The sequence below is a fragment of the Enterobacter cloacae complex sp. SHL009 genome, from assembly GCF_049237205.1.
GTDB classification, from domain to species: Bacteria; Pseudomonadota; Gammaproteobacteria; order Enterobacterales; family Enterobacteriaceae; genus Enterobacter; species Enterobacter cloacae_M.
This window is the reverse complement of record NZ_JBMKIW010000011.1, coordinates 109,610-125,627: the sequence shown is the minus strand read 5'-3', so window position 1 is coordinate 125,627 and position 16,018 is coordinate 109,610. Positions and strand designations below refer to the sequence as shown.

Here is a 16,018-nt window from a genome sequence, read left to right as displayed (position 1 = left end):
CGTTTAAACCCTTATACTGGAAGAAGGTTCTTATCTTTTGCCCGGTGGCGCTGCGCTTACCGGACCTGCGCGTAGGCCGGATAAGGCGTAGCCGCCATCCGGCAAGACAATGCGCAACAAACCTCAGGAAAACACATAACGATAAGGAGGAAAAACTTCCGTGCTGACGTTGTTACACCTGCTCTCTGCAGTCGCACTGCTCGTATGGGGCACCCATATCGTCCGTACCGGCGTGATGCGCGTATTTGGCGCGCGCTTACGTACCGTTCTCAGCAGCAGCGTTGAGAAGAAGCCGCTCGCCTTCTGCGCGGGCATTGGCGTAACGGCACTGGTTCAGAGCAGTAACGCCACGACCCTGCTTGTCACCTCCTTTGTGGCGCAGGATCTGGTGGCGCTGGCCCCGGCGCTGGTGATTGTGCTGGGGGCGGATGTAGGTACCGCGCTGATGGCGCGTATCCTGACCTTCGATCTCTCCTGGCTGTCGCCGCTGCTGATTTTTATCGGCGTTATCTTCTTCCTCGGCCGCAAGCAGACGCGCGCCGGACAGCTCGGGCGCGTAGGGATAGGCCTGGGGCTGATCCTGCTGGCGCTGGAGCTGATTGTGCAGGCGGTCACGCCAATCACCGAGGCCAACGGCGTGCAGGTCATCTTCGCCTCCCTGACCGGGGACATCATGCTTGACGCGCTGATTGGCGCGGTGTTTGCCATCGTCAGCTACTCCAGCCTGGCGGCGGTTCTTCTGACGGCGACCTTAACCGCCACAGGGGCGATCTCCTTCCCGGTGGCGCTGTGTCTGGTGATCGGGGCCAACCTCGGCTCCGGCCTGCTGGCGATGCTCAATAACAGCGCGGCCAACGCCGCAGCCCGCCGCGTGGCCCTCGGCAGCCTGCTGTTTAAGCTGGTGGGCAGCCTGATTATTCTGCCGTTCGTTCACCCGCTGGCGAACCTGATGGACAACCTACCGCTGCCGAAGGCGGAGCTGGTGATCTATTTCCACGTGTTCTACAACCTGGTGCGCTGCCTGGCGATGGTGCCGTTTGCCGCGCCGATGGCCCGCTTCTGCGAACGCCTCATTCAGGACGAACCGGAGCTGGATGCGCGCCTGAAGCCGAAGCACCTGGATACCTCCGCGCTGGATACCCCGGCGCTGGCGCTGGCGAACGCCGCGCGCGAGACGCTGCGCATGGGCGACGCAATGGAAACCATGCTCGAAGGCTTGCAAAAGGTGATGCACGGCGAGCCGCGTGAAGAGAAAGAACTGCGCAGACTGGCGGACGATATCAACGTGCTCTATACCGCCATTAAGCTTTACCTGGCGCGTATGCCGCAGGACGAGCTGGCGGAGGAGGAGTCCCGCCGCTGGGCGGAAATTATCGAGATGTCGCTTAACCTTGAGCAGGCCTCGGATATCGTGGAGCGTATGGGCAGCGAGATCGCCGACAAATCCCTTGCCGCGCGTCGTGCGTTTTCAGGTGAAGGCCTGAAGGAGCTGGAAGCGCTGCACGAACAGCTGGTCAGCAACCTCAAGCTGGCGATGCTGGTCTTCTTCTCCAGCGACGTGCCGAGCGCGCGCCGTCTGCGTCGCAACAAGCATCGTTTCCGTATTCTGAACCGCCGCTACTCGCATGCCCACGTTGAGCGTCTGCACCAGCAGAACGTGCAGAGTATCGAGACCAGCTCCCTGCATCTGGGGCTGCTGGGGGATATGAAGCGTCTCAACTCGTTGTTCTGCGCGGTGGCGTACAGCGTGATGGAACAGCCGGATGAAGACGACGAGCGGGATGAGTATTAATCTCCGGAAGCGCCTCGCAAAACCGTTTTGCGGGGCGTGACACCTTATAAAGCGCCATTTACTCTTCAGACCTTACATTTTGAAGGGAATAGAAAATGCTCGTTTATTACGCTACACTTCGCCAATTCATGCGCATTCCGATGGGAGTTCTCATGCGCGCTACTCATGGCATCAAAAAATCAGTCAATGTGTCGTTAGCACCAGAAATCCTTGAAGAGGCGCGTCGGCTTAAACTTAATCTCTCTGCTGTACTCACGGCTGCGCTGCAAGAGCAGTTTCGGGCGCATCAGCGCGCAGAGTGGTTAGCAGAAAATAAAGCTTCTATCGAGGCCATTAACCAGTGGGTTGATGAAAACGGCTCCTTTAGTGATTCTCAGAGATCGTTCTGATGGAGCAATATTTTGCTTATGAGAATGAAGGTAAGGGGAAAACTGCCTATCCCTGGCTAATCAATATGCAGCATCCCGTGGCCAATGTGATGAAGCATGTCCTGGTCGCACCAGCAGTTGAGCTTAGCAACCTGGGAGGCATTCAGCCGCCTGCGAAAGTGTGCCCTGTCGTTGAGATAGCGGGTAAGCCCTGCGTGGTCATGATGCACATGATGGCTGGCATATCGCCAAAAGAGTTAGGTGAGCGTGTTGCCGATCTTACGCAAAACCGGGCTTCATTGCGGGATGCACTCGATTTTTTGATCAACGGCTACTAACACTTTTTTGTCAGCCGCAAGGTAAGGTATATTTCGCCCTTCACAGGAGAAACTATGCTGCCAACTCAATCAACCCGATTAAACAAATACATTAGCGAGAGCGGGATCTGCTCACGTCGCGAGGCTGACCGTTACATTGAACAAGGTAACGTGTTTCTTAACGGCAAACGCGCCACCATCGGCGACCAGGTGGTGCCTGGCGATGTAGTTAAAGTGAATGGTCAGGTCATCGAACCGCGTGATGCTGAAGACCTGGTGTTTATCGCGTTGAACAAACCGGTTGGGATTGTCAGCACCACGGAAGACGGTGAGCGGGACAACATCGTTGATTTCGTGAACCACAGCAGCCGTATCTTCCCGATTGGCCGTCTGGATAAAGACTCACAGGGGCTGATTTTCCTCACCAACCACGGCGATCTGGTCAACAAGATCCTGCGTGCCGGTAACGACCACGAGAAAGAGTACATTGTGACGGTGAACAAGCCGGTCACGGACGAATTTATTCGCGGCATGGGCGCCGGCGTGCCGATCCTCGGCACCGTCACGAAAAAGTGTAAGGTGAAGAAAGAAGCGCCGTTCGCGTTCCGCATTACGCTGGTTCAGGGCCTGAACCGCCAGATCCGCCGTATGTGCGAGCACTTCGGTTATGAAGTGACGAAGCTGGAACGCACGCGCATCATGAACGTCAGCCTGTCAGGCATCCCGCTGGGCGAGTGGCGCGATTTAACGGATGACGAGCTGATTGAACTCTTCAAGCTTATCGAGAATTCCTCGTCCGAAGCGAAGCCGAAGGCCAAAGCAAAACCGAAAACCCAGGCGATTAAGCGCCCGGTGGTGAAGGCGCCGCAGGCGGAAGATAAGGGGCGAGGCAAGCCGGGTAATGGAAAACGCTTTACCCAGCCGGGACGCAAAAAGAAAGGGCGCTGATTAGCGCCTTCCACGTGTAGACGTTGTGGCCGACCAGGAAAATGTCGCCTCTGCATCGGGTTTATAAGCCTGCTCTTTTTTCAGCTTGCGGGCTTTTTTCGCCGCGGCGTCACGCTGCGCCATCAGCTTATCGATGTACTCTTTTTTCACCTGATTGGTTTCGGCGTTCGTCAGCGTGCGGCCATGTGCGATACGGGCGCGGTCGAGAAGCGTTTTCAGTTCGCGCTGCTCGGCTTCCGTCATGTCTTTCTGGGTCAAACGTGGTGTAGCCATTGCTGAAGCCTCCTGATAGAGAGGCTTCAGTGTAAAGCAAGCCGCGCAAATTAACCCTGCTTCACCGCATCTTTTTTCGTTTGTTCATCAATCGGTTTGCCGGACCAGTATCCCGCCAGTAGCGAGCCGGAGAGGTTATGCCAGACGGAGAACAGCGCGCCAGGCAGGGCCGCCAGCGGGGAGAAGTAGATTTTACCGAGCGCCGCCGCCAGGCCGGAGTTCTGCATGCCTACCTCGATTGCCAGCGTGCGGCAGGTAGATTCGTCAAAACCGAACAGCTTCCCACCCCAGTAGCCGCCCAGCAGGCCAATCGTGTTATGCAGCACCACGGCGATGATCACCACAAAGCCCACGGAGGCAATGTGCGATGCGGAACCCGCCACCACGGCGCTGATGATCGCCAGAATGCAGACCATCGAAAACGCGGGCAGGTACGGCTCAACGGCCTTCACCACGCGCGGGAAAAGATGGTGAATGACCAGCCCCAGCGCAATCGGGATCACCACAATCTGCAGAATGCTGAGCAGCATGCCCATCACGTCCACCTGAATATGCGCGTCCACGTACAGGCGGGTTAACAGCGGTGTGGCAACGACGCCCACCAGCGTCGAAACGGACGAGATCGTGACGGAGAGCGCCACGTCGCCTTTCGCCAGGTAGATCATGACGTTGGACGCCGTGCCGCTGGCCACGCTGCCCACCAGCACCATCCCGGCCGAGAGATCGGGCGGCATCTTAAAGGCCATCGCCAGCAGCCACGCCGCAAGCGGCATCACCAGGTAGTGCAGGAAGATCCCTGCTGCGACGGGCGCAGGGCGAGACAGCACGCGTTTAAAGTCGTCAATTTTCAGATGCACGCCCATACCGAACATGATCAGCATCAGCAGCGTGGCGACCCACGGACCAATGCCCGTGAACGTGGCGGGGGTGTAATACGCGAGTACGGAGAGCAGCAGCGCCCATAACGGGAACAGCCGCGTAACGGCGGATAACATAGTGGATTCCTTGCAGTATTGTCGTGTTGTTTAGTTATGAAAAAGCCGGGTCTGTGCCCGGCTTATAGGTATTGTTTATCGTGCTAACGAATTTTATTCAAACAAATTCTGATGAAGTTTCTGCACGACCTGCTCGGCCTGATCGGCAGGCACCAGGAAGCAGAGGTTATAGCTGGATGCGCCGTAGCAGATCATGCGGATGCTGAACGGGTCGAGCACGCCGAACACCTCTTTACCCACGCCGCAGGCGCGCGACAGCTTGTTGCCGATGATGGCAACCAGCGCCAGGTCTTCTTCCACTTCCACGCGGCACAGCTCAGACAGCTCAATCAGCAGCGACTGCGTCAGCAGCGTGTCGCCGGTGGAGGTCGAGCCGGTGGTGTCCAGCGTTAGCGCAATGCTCACTTCAGAGGTGGTGATCAGATCGACTGAGATATTATGGCGCGCCAGAATGCCAAACACTTCCGCCAGGAAACCGCGGGAATGCAGCATATTGTGGCTGTGGAGCGTCACCAGCGTCTGACGACGGCGCAGGGCCAGGGCGCGGAACAGCGGTGGGTTTTCCGTTTTCTTGCAGACCAGCGTCCCGCCCGCTTTCGGATCTTTACTGGAACCCACGAAGACCGGAATATCGCTGCGCACTGCCGGCAGCAGCGTTGCCGGGTGCAGCACTTTCGCGCCGAAGGTGGCCATTTCCGCCGCTTCTTCAAAGGCGATCACATCAATACGTTTAGCCGCGGAAACGACGCGCGGGTCGGTGGTGTAAATGCCCGGAACGTCCGTCCAGATATCCACGCGCGTTGCATGCAGGGCTTCGCCCAGCAGCGCGGCGGTGTAGTCGCTGCCGCCGCGGCCAAGCGTGGTGGTGCGGCCTTTCGCTTCACTGCCGATAAAGCCCTGGGTGATCACGATACCGTCTGCCAGGCGTGGTGCCAGCTGCTGATTGGTCAGCTCCGCCAGCGCCTCAACGTCCGGCTCGGCACGACCAAAGCGATCGCTGGTACGCATCACTTTACGCACGTCAAACCACTGCGCCTGAACGTTACGCTCGCGCATGATTTCGACAAACAGCAGGGTGGACATCAGCTCGCCGTGGCTGACCAGTTCGTCGGTCAGGGCGGTGGAGGTGGCCAGAGAAGCCGCTTCTGCCAGAGTGGTAATATTTTCCAGCAGACGCTCCACTTCCTCGCGGATGACGTTCGGGTTCTGCAGACGCTCAAGAATGTCGAACTGAATTTTGCGCAGTGCATCCAGCTTCACGAAACGTTCTGTCGCTTCCAGTCCTTCAGACAGAGAAACCAGCAGGTTCGTCACGCCGGCGGATGCTGAGAGCACCACCAGGCGGGTATTCGGATCGGCCAGCACCACATCGGCGCTGCGGTTCATGGCATCGTAATCAGCCACACTGGTGCCGCCAAATTTGGCGACCACAAAACTCGTCATAACAACCTCGTGTCAGGGAATGAATAAGCGACCTTGGCACAAGAGTGAAACGAAAACAGGTGCAGGCGCAAAATACGGCCCTATAAATAAAATGCGGGGGAGGTCCTGTCAATGCTGGGATTATGCGGATTTTTTATGGGGGGGTACCCCTGAGAAACAGGACTTATAACAGGGCCAGATTTTATGCTCCGTTTTAGGGCATTTTGACCGACATTTATCCGCTCCGGGAGGGCGCTTCAGCAGCTATACTTTTCGGGTCTTTTCACCTGTGTTTGATGCAGGCCAGGGCAATGGCATAAAAACCATCACAATTTTTATTTGCAGGCGCTACAATCGACCGCAGTCACAATTCTCAAATCAGAAGAGTATTGCTAATGAAAAACATCAACCCAACGCAGACCGCTGCCTGGCAGGCACTCCAGAAACATTTTGATGAAATGAAAGACGTCACCATCGCGGATCTGTTCGCGAAGGATGCCGATCGTTTCAACAAGTTCTCCGCGACCTTCGACGACCTGATGCTGGTGGATTTCTCTAAAAACCGCATTACCGAAGAGACGCTGGCAAAGCTGCAGGATCTGGCGAAAGAAACCGAGCTGGCGGATGCCATCAAATCCATGTTCTCCGGCGAGAAGATCAACCGCACCGAAGACCGTGCAGTGCTGCACGTGGCCCTGCGTAACCGTAGCAATACCCCAATCATCGTTGACGGCAAAGACGTCATGCCGGAAGTGAACGCGGTGCTGGAAAAGATGAAAGCGTTCTCCGAAGCGATTATCTCCGGTAGCTGGAAAGGCTACACCGGCAAACCGATCACCGACGTGGTTAACATCGGTATCGGCGGTTCTGACCTCGGCCCGTTCATGGTGACCGAAGCGCTGCGTCCGTATAAAAACCACCTCAACATGCACTTTGTGTCTAACGTCGATGGTACCCACATCGCCGAAGTGCTGAAGAACGTGAACCCGGAAACTACCCTGTTCCTGGTTGCGTCTAAAACCTTTACCACTCAGGAAACCATGACCAACGCCCACAGCGCGCGCGACTGGTTCCTGAAAACCGCGGGCGACAACAAGCACGTGGCGAAACACTTCGCGGCGCTGTCTACCAACGGTAAAGCGGTCAGCGAGTTCGGCATTGATACCGCGAATATGTTCGAGTTCTGGGACTGGGTCGGCGGCCGCTACTCCCTGTGGTCTGCGATCGGTCTGTCCATCATCCTGTCCGTGGGCTTCGACAACTTCGTTGAGCTGCTCTCCGGCGCGCACGCGATGGATAAACACTTCTCCACTACCGCACCAGAGAAAAACCTGCCGGTGCTGCTGGCGCTGATCGGTATCTGGTACAACAACTTCTTCGGCGCTGAAACCGAAGCGATCCTGCCGTATGACCAGTACATGCACCGCTTCGCAGCCTACTTCCAGCAGGGCAACATGGAATCCAACGGTAAATACGTTGACCGTAACGGCAACGCGGTGGATTACCAGACTGGCCCAATCATCTGGGGCGAGCCGGGCACCAACGGTCAGCATGCCTTCTACCAGCTGATCCACCAGGGCACCAAAATGGTACCGTGCGATTTCATCGCCCCGGCTATCACCCATAACCCGCTGTCCGACCACCATCCGAAGCTGCTGTCGAACTTCTTTGCGCAGACCGAAGCGCTGGCGTTCGGTAAATCCCGCGAAGTGGTTGAGCAGGAATACCGTGACCAGGGTAAAGATCCGGCAACCCTGGACCACGTTGTGCCGTTCAAAGTGTTCGAAGGCAACCGCCCAACCAACTCCATCCTGCTGCGCGAAATCACGCCGTTCAGCCTGGGCGCGCTGATTGCCCTGTACGAGCACAAGATCTTCACGCAGGGCGCCATCCTGAACATCTTCACCTTTGACCAGTGGGGCGTAGAGCTGGGCAAACAGCTGGCAAACCGTATTCTGCCAGAGCTGGGTGACGATAAAGCGATTGCCAGCCATGACAGCTCGACAAATGGTTTGATCAACCGTTATAAAGCATGGCGCGCGTAATTAAAACGTCATGAAAACGTGCCGGCTTAATGCCGGCATTTTTTTATCGGATAATTCCTGATGTCTGTTAGTTAACTCAAATTCTGAATCTGAGTTTAATCCGAAAAAGACGCTTAACCCGTTAATTGCTGCGGTTTATTTTAAGAAAATACGCAGTAATCCATTAATATCTTTATATTATAAATTGTTGATTTTTATAATTTATGTATTAATGCTATTTGCCTTTCATTTCCATTTTAACCATTAGTCCGAAAACCCCCTCCCTATTTCCCCTTACGGCAAACCCACGGCACTAGTTGTGTATACTCGATTCCGCCTGAAATTCTTTTCGGGCAAATCTCCATTCATTCATTGAAGGGAAATTGTTATGAAGAAAGTACTGTATGGCATTTTTGCCATATCTGCGCTTGCGGCGACATCTGTCTATGCAGCTCCGGTTCAGGTCGGGGAAGCGGCAGGTTCGGCTGCGACGTCTGCGTCTGCGGGTAGTTCTACCGCAGCCAGCGCCAGCACCGTAAGTTCAGCCGTGGGTGTCGCGCTGGCGGCAACCGGTGGCGGTGATGGCTCCAATACCGGAACCACGACCACCACGACAACCAGCACCCAGTAATAGCGGGTGTTTTAATCATAACCACACTTCGGTGTGGTTATTTCGCCCCTTCGGAGAAGAGTCGTGAAGCGACCTGCAATCATTCTGATTTGCCTGCTGCTGCAGGCGTGCTCGGCCACCACCAAAGGGCTGGGAAACTCACTGTGGGAAAGCATGTTCGGCACGCCGGGCGTGCATCTGACCGATGACGAACTTCAAAACATGCCCTATGCCAGTCAGTACATGCAGCTTAACGATGGCCCGCAGCTGTTTGTGGTGCTCGCTTTCGATGAAAACGGGCAGCAGAAATGGGTGACGCAGGATCAGGCCACCATCGTGACGCAGCATGGCCGTATCGTGAAAACCCTGTTGGGCGGCGATAACCTGCTGGAGGTGAATAATATCGCCGACGACCCGCTAATCAAGCCGAACCAGATCGCCGACGGCGCAAGCTGGACGCGCACGATGGGCTGGACCGAACATAAGCAGGTGCGTTACGCCACGGCACGCTCGACCTTCCGCTGGGACGGCACGGACAGCGTGAAAGTCGGCAGCGACGAAACCCGTGTCCGCGTGCTGGATGAAGAAGTCACCACCGACCAGGCCACCTGGCACAACCGCTTCTGGATCGACGAGGAAGGGCAGATCCGCCAGTCCCTGCAGTATCTCGGTGCCGGATTCTTCCCGGTGAAAACCACCCTGATCAAGGCGGCGAAATCATGAAAACGCTCATCCACGTTGCGCTTCTCGCCAGCCTCGCCGCGCCGCTGGCATGGTCCGCAGGGACTGTGAAGGTCTACACGCCGGACAGTGAAAAACCCAAAACCTTAACTCACGCCGAGCATCTGCTCGATCTCGTCGGACAGCCAAGGCTCGCCAACAGCTGGTGGCCGGGGGCAGTGATCGCTGAACGTCAGAAGACCGCTGAAGCGGAACAACAGCACAAGGCGCTCCTTGCCAGGCTGACGGGGTTAGCGGAACAGGAAGATGGCGACGACGCGGCGGCGATTAATAGCGTTCGTCAGCAGCTGCAGACGCTGAAGGTGACGGGCCGTCAGAACGTGAACCTTGATCCCGACGAAGTGCGCGTTACGGAAAAGGGTAATCCCACGCTTGAAGGGGAGTATACGCTCTGGCTGCCGGAGAAGCCGACGACGGTGACCGTAATGGGGCTAATCAGCAGCCCGGGTAAAAAGCCCTTTACGCCCGGTCGTGACGTGGCGAGCTACCTCGACGAGCAGAGCCTGCTGAGCGGTGCCGATAAAAGCTACGCCTGGGTGGTTTACCCTGACGGGCACACGCAGAAAGCCCCCGTCGCTTACTGGAATAAACGGCATATCGAACCTATGCCAGGCAGCATCATTTTTGTCGGTTTTGCCGACCATTTCTGGACGAAGGCGTATGACGGGCTTAACGCCGATATCCTTCACTCCCTGATTCAGCGGATACCGGAATAATGAAAAAAACCTATCTCTACAGCATGCTGGCGCTCTGCGTGAGTGCCGCCTGCCATGCAGAAACGTATCCGGCACCCATTGGCCCGTCTCAGTCAGACTTCGGCGGCGTCGGTTTACTGCAAACGCCCACCGCGCGTATGGCGCGCGAAGGGGAAATTAGCCTTAACTACCGTGATAACGACCAGTATCGCTACTACTCCGCCTCGGTACAGATGTTCCCGTGGCTTGAAACCACGCTGCGCTATACCGACGTGCGTACGAAACAATACAGCAGCGTAGAGGCGTTCTCCGGCGATCAGACCTACAAAGATAAAGCCTTCGACGTCAAGCTGCGCCTGTGGGAAGAGAGCTACTGGATGCCGCAGGTGTCCGTGGGCGCCAAAGATATCGGTGGTACCGGTCTGTTTGATGCGGAATACATCGTGGCCAGCAAAGCCTGGGGACCGTTCGACTTCTCGCTCGGCCTGGGATGGGGCTATCTCGGCACCAGCGGTAACGTGAAAAACCCGTTTTGCTCCTACAGCGACAAATACTGCTATCGCGATAACAGCTATAAGAAAGCGGGCTCCATTAACGGAGACCAGATGTTCCACGGTCCGGCGTCGCTGTTTGGCGGCGTAGAGTATCAAACGCCCTGGCAGCCATTACGCCTGAAGCTGGAGTATGAAGGGAATGACTACTCGCAGGACTTCGCCGGGAAGATTGAGCAGAAGAGCAAGTTTAACGTCGGCGCCATTTATCGCGTCACCGACTGGGCCGACGTTAACCTCAGCTACGAGCGCGGCAATACGGTGATGTTTGGCTTCACGCTGCGCACCAACTTTAACGACATGCGGCCGCACTACAATGATAACGCGCGCCCTGCTTACCAGCCGGAGCCGCAGGATGCGATTCTGCAGCACTCCGTGGTGGCAAACCAGCTGACGCTGCTGAAATACAATGCCGGCCTGGCGGATCCGAAGATTCAGACCAAGGGCGACACGCTTTACGTCACCGGCGAGCAGGTAAAATACCGCGACTCACGGGAAGGGATCGAACGCGCCAACCGGATCGTGATGAACGATCTGCCGGAGGGGATCCGAACGATCCGCGTGACGGAAAACCGCCTCAACCTGCCGCAGGTCACAACCGAAACGGACGTTGCCAGCCTCAAGCGCCATCTGGAAGGCGAGCCGCTCGGGCATGAGACCGAGCTGGTGCAAAAACGCGTAGAGCCGATCGTGCCGGAAACCACCGAGCAGGGCTGGTATATCGACAAATCGCGCTTCGATTTCCATATCGATCCGGTGCTGAACCAGTCCGTCGGCGGGCCTGAAAACTTCTACATGTATCAGCTGGGCGTCATGGCGACGGCGGATCTGTGGCTCACCGACCACCTGCTGACCACCGGCAGCCTGTTCGGCAACATCGCCAACAACTACGACAAATTCAACTACACCAACCCGCCAAAAGACTCGACGCTACCGCGCGTGCGCACCCGCGTGCGTGAGTATGTGCAGAACGATGCTTACGTGAACAACCTGCAGGCCAACTACTTCCAGTACTTCGGCAACGGCTTCTACGGCCAGGTGTACGGCGGGTATCTGGAAACCATGTACGGCGGCGCGGGGGCGGAAGTGCTTTATCGTCCTGTCGACAGCAACTGGGCGTTCGGGGTGGATGCCAACTACGTCAAGCAGCGTGACTGGCGCAGCGCGCAGGACATGATGAAGTTCACCGACTACAGCGTCAAAACGGGCCATCTGACCGCCTACTGGACGCCGTCGTTCGCACCTGACGTGCTGGTGAAAGCCAGCGTCGGTCAGTACCTGGCGGGCGATAAGGGCGGCACGCTCGATATCTCTAAACACTTCGACAGCGGCGTCGTGGTGGGCGGCTACGCCACCATCACCAACGTCTCGCCGGACGAATACGGGGAAGGGGACTTCACTAAAGGGGTCTACGTGTCGATTCCGCTGGATCTGTTCTCGTCAGGCCCAACCCGCAGCCGCGCGGCGATTGGCTGGACGCCGCTGACGCGTGACGGGGGTCAGCAGCTTGGACGTAAGTTCCAGCTTTATGATATGACGAGCGATAAGAACATTAACTTCCGCTGATGCTTCACGCCGGGCGGCACCGCGTTTGCCCGGCCTGCTATTTTGTAGGCCCGGTAAGCGCAGCGCCACCGGGCGAATCACAAGCGGCGTAGTAGCCTCGCCGGGTTACCGGCATAGACACCTTTCTCGACGATCGATTTTGTTACCACGCTCCCTGCTCCAATCACCGCACCATCGCAGATGGATACCGCCAGAATGGTCGCTCCACTGCCTATCGAAACATCATTCCCCACGGTAATATGGCCCCAGCTCTCACGGTCAGCGTTCGGTTTCCCCTCCCGAAACATATCGTTGGCAAACATCACGCCATGGCCAACAAAGCAACGCTGACCAATAGTGACATACTCGCAGATGAAGGTGTGCGACTGGATTTTGCAGTCGTCACCGATGCGCGTATTGCCCTGGATTTCAACAAACGGGCCGACGAATACGCCGTTGCCCAGCACACAGTCGTAAAGGTTAGCAGGCTCATATACGATCACATTGTCGCCACAGGTCACGTTGCGAACCCCGGTTTGTTTACGCTCCATCGGTTTTCTTCCTACATAAAACATAATTAAAAAATATAGATCCCCGTCACATTTTTGCGTTATACAGGAACCTCGCCCTGGAGAATGAGGTGCTGTATGACATCCCTGACTCGCCCGCGCGTTGAGTTCATCTCAACTATCCTCCAGACCGTGCTGAACCTCGGTCTGTTGAGCCTTGGCCTGATACTGGTCGTCTTTTTGGGTAAAGAGACGGTGCATCTTGCGGATGTACTGTTCGCCCCTGAACAAACCAGCAAATATGCGCTGGTGGAAGGCCTGGTGGTCTACTTTCTCTACTTTGAATTTATTGCCCTGATTGTGAAGTACTTTCAGTCCGGATTTCACTTCCCGCTGCGTTATTTTGTCTACATTGGGATCACTGCGATAGTGCGGCTGATCATCGTCGATCATAAATCCCCGCTCGACGTGCTGATCTACTCGGCGGCGATACTGCTGCTGGTGATCACCCTCTGGCTGTGTAATTCGAAGCGGCTGAAACGCGAATAAAAAAATGGCGCTCCGAAGAGCGCCTAACAACAGTCACAAGTTTACTCTTCATATTTTACGCTGCTGATGCGTTGGCTGCGTTCGCTCACCCCAGTCACTTACTTTAGTAAGCTCCTGGGGATTCACTCACTTGCCGCCTTCCAGCACCGCAAAATATTTTGAGTATTGGGTCAATACAATACGTCTAAAGTTGAGGGTTGCAGTGGCATAACAAAATGAAACTTAACCTTTCACACCGCCCGCCGTCAGGCCGTTGACCAGCCAGCGCTGCGCCAGCAGGAACACCACGGTAATCGGGATGGCGGAAAGCACGGCCGCCGCGGCAAAGTCGCCCCACAGGTAGTTTTGCGGGTTGAGGTATTGCTGCATACCTACGGCCAGGGTGTAGCTGTTCACATCACGCAGTAACAGTGAGGCAACCGGTACTTCGGTGATCGCAGCGATAAACGACAGGATAAACACTACCGCCAGAATCGGCACCGACAGCGGCAGCAGCACCAGGCGGAACGCCTGCCACGGGGTTGCGCCATCCAGCGCGGCCGCTTCTTCCAGCGAGCCGTCGATAGTTTCGAAATAGCCTTTAATGGTCCATACATGCAGTGCGATACCGCCAAGATAGGCGAAGATCACGCCGCCGTGGGTGTTCAGGCCGATAAAGGGTACGTACTGGCCCAGACGGTCAAACAGGGCATACAACGCCACCAGCGACAGCACGGCCGGGAACATCTGGAAAATCAGCATCCCTTTCAGCAGCGTCGCTTTGCCCGGGAAACGCATGCGGGCGAAGGCGTAGGCGCAGGTGGTGGAAAGCGCCACGATACCGATGGCGGTAATACCTGCGATTTTCACCGAGTTCCACAGCCACAGCAGCACCGGGAACGGCGGCGGCGTGACGCGGCCATCCGCGTGTTCCACGCTGAAGCCCAGCGCGAGCTTCCAGTGCTCCCAGGAGATTTCGTCCGGGATCAGGCTCCCCGTCGCGAAGTTACCCGAACGCAGGGAGATGGCGATAACCATCAGCAGCGGGAACATGATCGCCGCGATGAAAATCAGCAGGCCTAAGTGCGTCGCCAGGAGGCGCAACTTCTGAGATTTGGGTTGTACCATAGCCATGATTGATGCCTTCCTTAATCAAATTTCATACGTGTGGCTTTCAGGTTCACAATCGCCAGAGCGCCTACCAGCAGGAAGATCAGGGTGGCAATCGCTGCCGCCAGACCGAAGTCCTGGCCGCCGCCGCCTTCGAAGGCGATACGGTAGGTGTAGCTCACGAGCAGGTCGGTATAGCCTGCTGGCGTCGTGGTGCCAAGGCGGTCCGGGCCGCCGTTGGTCAACAGCTGAATCAGCACGAAGTTGTTAAAGTTAAAGGCGAAGCTGGCAATCATCAGCGGCGTCAGCGGCTTAATGAGCAGCGGCAGCGTAATTTTAAAGAAGTTCTGGAACGGGCCCGCGCCGTCCATCGCTGAGGCTTCGTACAGATCGTCCGGGATAGCCTTCAGCAGGCCCATGCACAGGATCATCATGTACGGATAACCGAGCCAGGTGTTCACGATGATAATCATCGAGCGAGCGGTGGTCGGGTCGCTGAACCAGGCTGGTTTGATGCCGAACAGGGCGCTCAGCATCATGTTGATTTCACCGAAGCTCTGGTTAAACAGCCCTTTGAAAATCAGAATCGAGATAAACGACGGCACGGCATACGGCAGAATCAGCAGCACGCGGTAAATCGCTTTGCCCTTCAGGTATTCCCACTGGACCAGACAGGCCAGAACCATGCCCACGGCAACGGTCAGTATTACCGTCAGCACCGAGAAGACCACCGTCCAGACAAAGATGGCGAAGAAGGGTTTCTGAATGCCTTCGTCGGTAAATACGCGGGTAAAGTTGTCCCAGCCGATGGTGACTGTGTAGCCCGGGCTGAGCTTGTCATCACCCCATTTGCCGTCGGCAGTAATGGACTGATAGAAACCAATGTCGTTATTCGGACGGTACTTCACGCCGCTCTGGTTGTTGGTCAGCGTGCCGTCGTCCGCCAGGGTATACAGCGGCTGCGTGCCGGAGAACTGACGCAGCGAGCTCATGGTCACCTTGCTTTCGTCTGGCAGCACGGCGGTGAGCTGGGTCAGCGCCTGGCGGTTCTGGGTAATGACGCGCAGGTTGGCACGTTCACCTTCCGGCAGAGCCTGTGCCTCTTTTAAGGCCAGCTTCTGCTCGCCGCCAAATTTGAAGGCGTCAGAGACGAAGTATTTCCCGCTTGCTTCGTCAGTAAGCGCTAACTTCCACTCGTTCCCGGCAGGATAGAGGCCGAAGTTAAAGGTCTTGCCTGCCTGATATGAGCGATCCAGCAGGACCTGCTGCGCGCGTTCCTGCGCAAGCTGGTTGGTGCTGCTGTAGTTGGTGAACGCAATGGCGATGGTACAAATCAGCGGGAACAGAACAAACAGCCCCATCCCGGCCACGCCCGGGTAGACATAGCGCCAGGCATAGGCTTTACGATTAGCGAAAATATACAGGCCAGCAGAGCTTAAAATCAGCGTCATGATGGCAAACAGATATTCCCCTTGTACGTACATTAAAACAACAAGGTAACCCACCAGCAGACACAGCAGACCTATCGCTGACCACTTCAGCGCGTCGCTTTGCCACCAGCGTTTCTTTTTAATGACATCCATGGGGTTT

16 protein-coding genes are annotated in these 16,018 nt (G+C 56.4%); 10 read left to right on the top strand and 6 right to left on the bottom strand.

Annotated elements, in window-relative coordinates:
- Positions 1-160 precede the first annotated feature (160 nt).
- The 4 genes from ACOTZC_RS20730 to rluF all read left to right on the top strand — a co-directional run bounded on the left by ACOTZC_RS20730 (position 161) and on the right by rluF (position 3,425).
- Complete coding sequence (locus tag ACOTZC_RS20730) at positions 161-1,792, top strand: Na/Pi cotransporter family protein (RefSeq protein WP_023309990.1); 1,632 nt, start codon at positions 161-163, stop codon at positions 1,790-1,792.
- Between the two features lie 95 nt (positions 1,793-1,887).
- Positions 1,888-2,181: a type II toxin-antitoxin system CcdA family antitoxin gene (locus ACOTZC_RS20725; RefSeq protein ID WP_032662656.1), complete on the top strand. Its 294-nt coding sequence runs from the start codon at positions 1,888-1,890 to the stop codon at positions 2,179-2,181.
- The gene (locus ACOTZC_RS20720) at positions 2,181-2,498 is read left to right on the top strand and encodes a CcdB family protein (protein WP_023309992.1); all 318 of its coding nucleotides are present in this window, start codon (positions 2,181-2,183) and stop codon (positions 2,496-2,498) included. The genes ACOTZC_RS20725 and ACOTZC_RS20720 overlap by 1 nt, the downstream gene beginning before the upstream one ends.
- A 54-nt stretch (positions 2,499-2,552) precedes the next feature.
- A complete protein-coding gene (gene rluF / locus ACOTZC_RS20715; protein ID WP_023309993.1) occupies positions 2,553-3,425 on the top strand; it encodes a 23S rRNA pseudouridine(2604) synthase RluF in 873 nt (290 codons plus the stop codon).
- Here rluF and ACOTZC_RS20710 read toward each other — a convergent pair whose 3' ends face one another.
- From ACOTZC_RS20710 to lysC, 3 genes are all read right to left on the bottom strand, one after another.
- Positions 3,426-3,698 (bottom strand): DUF3811 domain-containing protein, encoded by a 273-nt coding sequence (locus ACOTZC_RS20710; protein WP_023309994.1) that lies wholly within the window; start codon positions 3,696-3,698, stop codon positions 3,426-3,428. It lies immediately after the preceding gene.
- A gap of 50 nt (positions 3,699-3,748) precedes the next feature.
- Positions 3,749-4,693: a ketopantoate/pantoate/pantothenate transporter PanS gene (gene panS, locus ACOTZC_RS20705; RefSeq protein ID WP_029740629.1), complete on the bottom strand. Its 945-nt coding sequence runs from the start codon at positions 4,691-4,693 to the stop codon at positions 3,749-3,751.
- 93 nt (positions 4,694-4,786) lie between these two features.
- Entirely contained in the window at positions 4,787-6,136 is a 1,350-nt protein-coding gene (gene lysC, locus ACOTZC_RS20700; protein WP_023309996.1) for a lysine-sensitive aspartokinase 3, read from the bottom strand.
- 374 nt (positions 6,137-6,510) lie between these two features.
- Here lysC and pgi point away from each other — a divergent pair, with 374 nt between their 5' ends.
- The 5 genes from pgi to ACOTZC_RS20675 all read left to right on the top strand — a co-directional run bounded on the left by pgi (position 6,511) and on the right by ACOTZC_RS20675 (position 12,302).
- Complete coding sequence (gene pgi / locus ACOTZC_RS20695; protein ID WP_421635981.1) at positions 6,511-8,160, top strand: glucose-6-phosphate isomerase; 1,650 nt, start codon at positions 6,511-6,513, stop codon at positions 8,158-8,160.
- 367 nt (positions 8,161-8,527) lie between these two features.
- Positions 8,528-8,770, top strand: a complete 243-nt coding sequence (gene yjbE, locus ACOTZC_RS20690; protein ID WP_008503423.1) for an exopolysaccharide production protein YjbE — start codon at positions 8,528-8,530, stop codon at positions 8,768-8,770.
- Between the two features lie 63 nt (positions 8,771-8,833).
- On the top strand, positions 8,834-9,472 hold the full coding sequence (locus tag ACOTZC_RS20685) for a YjbF family lipoprotein (RefSeq protein ID WP_023309998.1): 639 nt from the start codon (positions 8,834-8,836) through the stop codon (positions 9,470-9,472).
- The gene (locus tag ACOTZC_RS20680) at positions 9,469-10,206 is read left to right on the top strand and encodes a capsule biosynthesis GfcC D2 domain-containing protein (RefSeq protein WP_045402563.1); all 738 of its coding nucleotides are present in this window, start codon (positions 9,469-9,471) and stop codon (positions 10,204-10,206) included. Before ACOTZC_RS20685 ends, ACOTZC_RS20680 begins: the two co-directional genes overlap by 4 nt.
- The gene (locus tag ACOTZC_RS20675) at positions 10,206-12,302 is read left to right on the top strand and encodes a YjbH domain-containing protein (RefSeq protein WP_059445335.1); all 2,097 of its coding nucleotides are present in this window, start codon (positions 10,206-10,208) and stop codon (positions 12,300-12,302) included. The genes ACOTZC_RS20680 and ACOTZC_RS20675 overlap by 1 nt, the downstream gene beginning before the upstream one ends.
- Before the next feature lie 77 nt (positions 12,303-12,379).
- Here ACOTZC_RS20675 and ACOTZC_RS20670 read toward each other — a convergent pair whose 3' ends face one another.
- A complete protein-coding gene (locus tag ACOTZC_RS20670) occupies positions 12,380-12,832 on the bottom strand; it encodes an acyltransferase (protein ID WP_045355214.1) in 453 nt (150 codons plus the stop codon).
- A gap of 96 nt (positions 12,833-12,928) precedes the next feature.
- Here ACOTZC_RS20670 and psiE point away from each other — a divergent pair, with 96 nt between their 5' ends.
- Positions 12,929-13,339: a phosphate-starvation-inducible protein PsiE gene (gene psiE / locus ACOTZC_RS20665; protein ID WP_000202963.1), complete on the top strand. Its 411-nt coding sequence runs from the start codon at positions 12,929-12,931 to the stop codon at positions 13,337-13,339.
- Positions 13,340-13,561: 222 nt separating this feature from the next.
- Here the strand turns inward: psiE and malG are convergent, their stop codons facing one another.
- Positions 13,562-14,452, bottom strand: coding sequence for a maltose ABC transporter permease MalG (gene malG, locus ACOTZC_RS20660; protein ID WP_023310002.1), 891 nt, complete (start codon positions 14,450-14,452; stop codon positions 13,562-13,564).
- A 14-nt stretch (positions 14,453-14,466) separates the two neighbouring features.
- Positions 14,467-16,011 (bottom strand): maltose ABC transporter permease MalF, encoded by a 1,545-nt coding sequence (gene malF / locus ACOTZC_RS20655; protein ID WP_421635980.1) that lies wholly within the window; start codon positions 16,009-16,011, stop codon positions 14,467-14,469.
- Positions 16,012-16,018 lie beyond the last annotated feature (7 nt).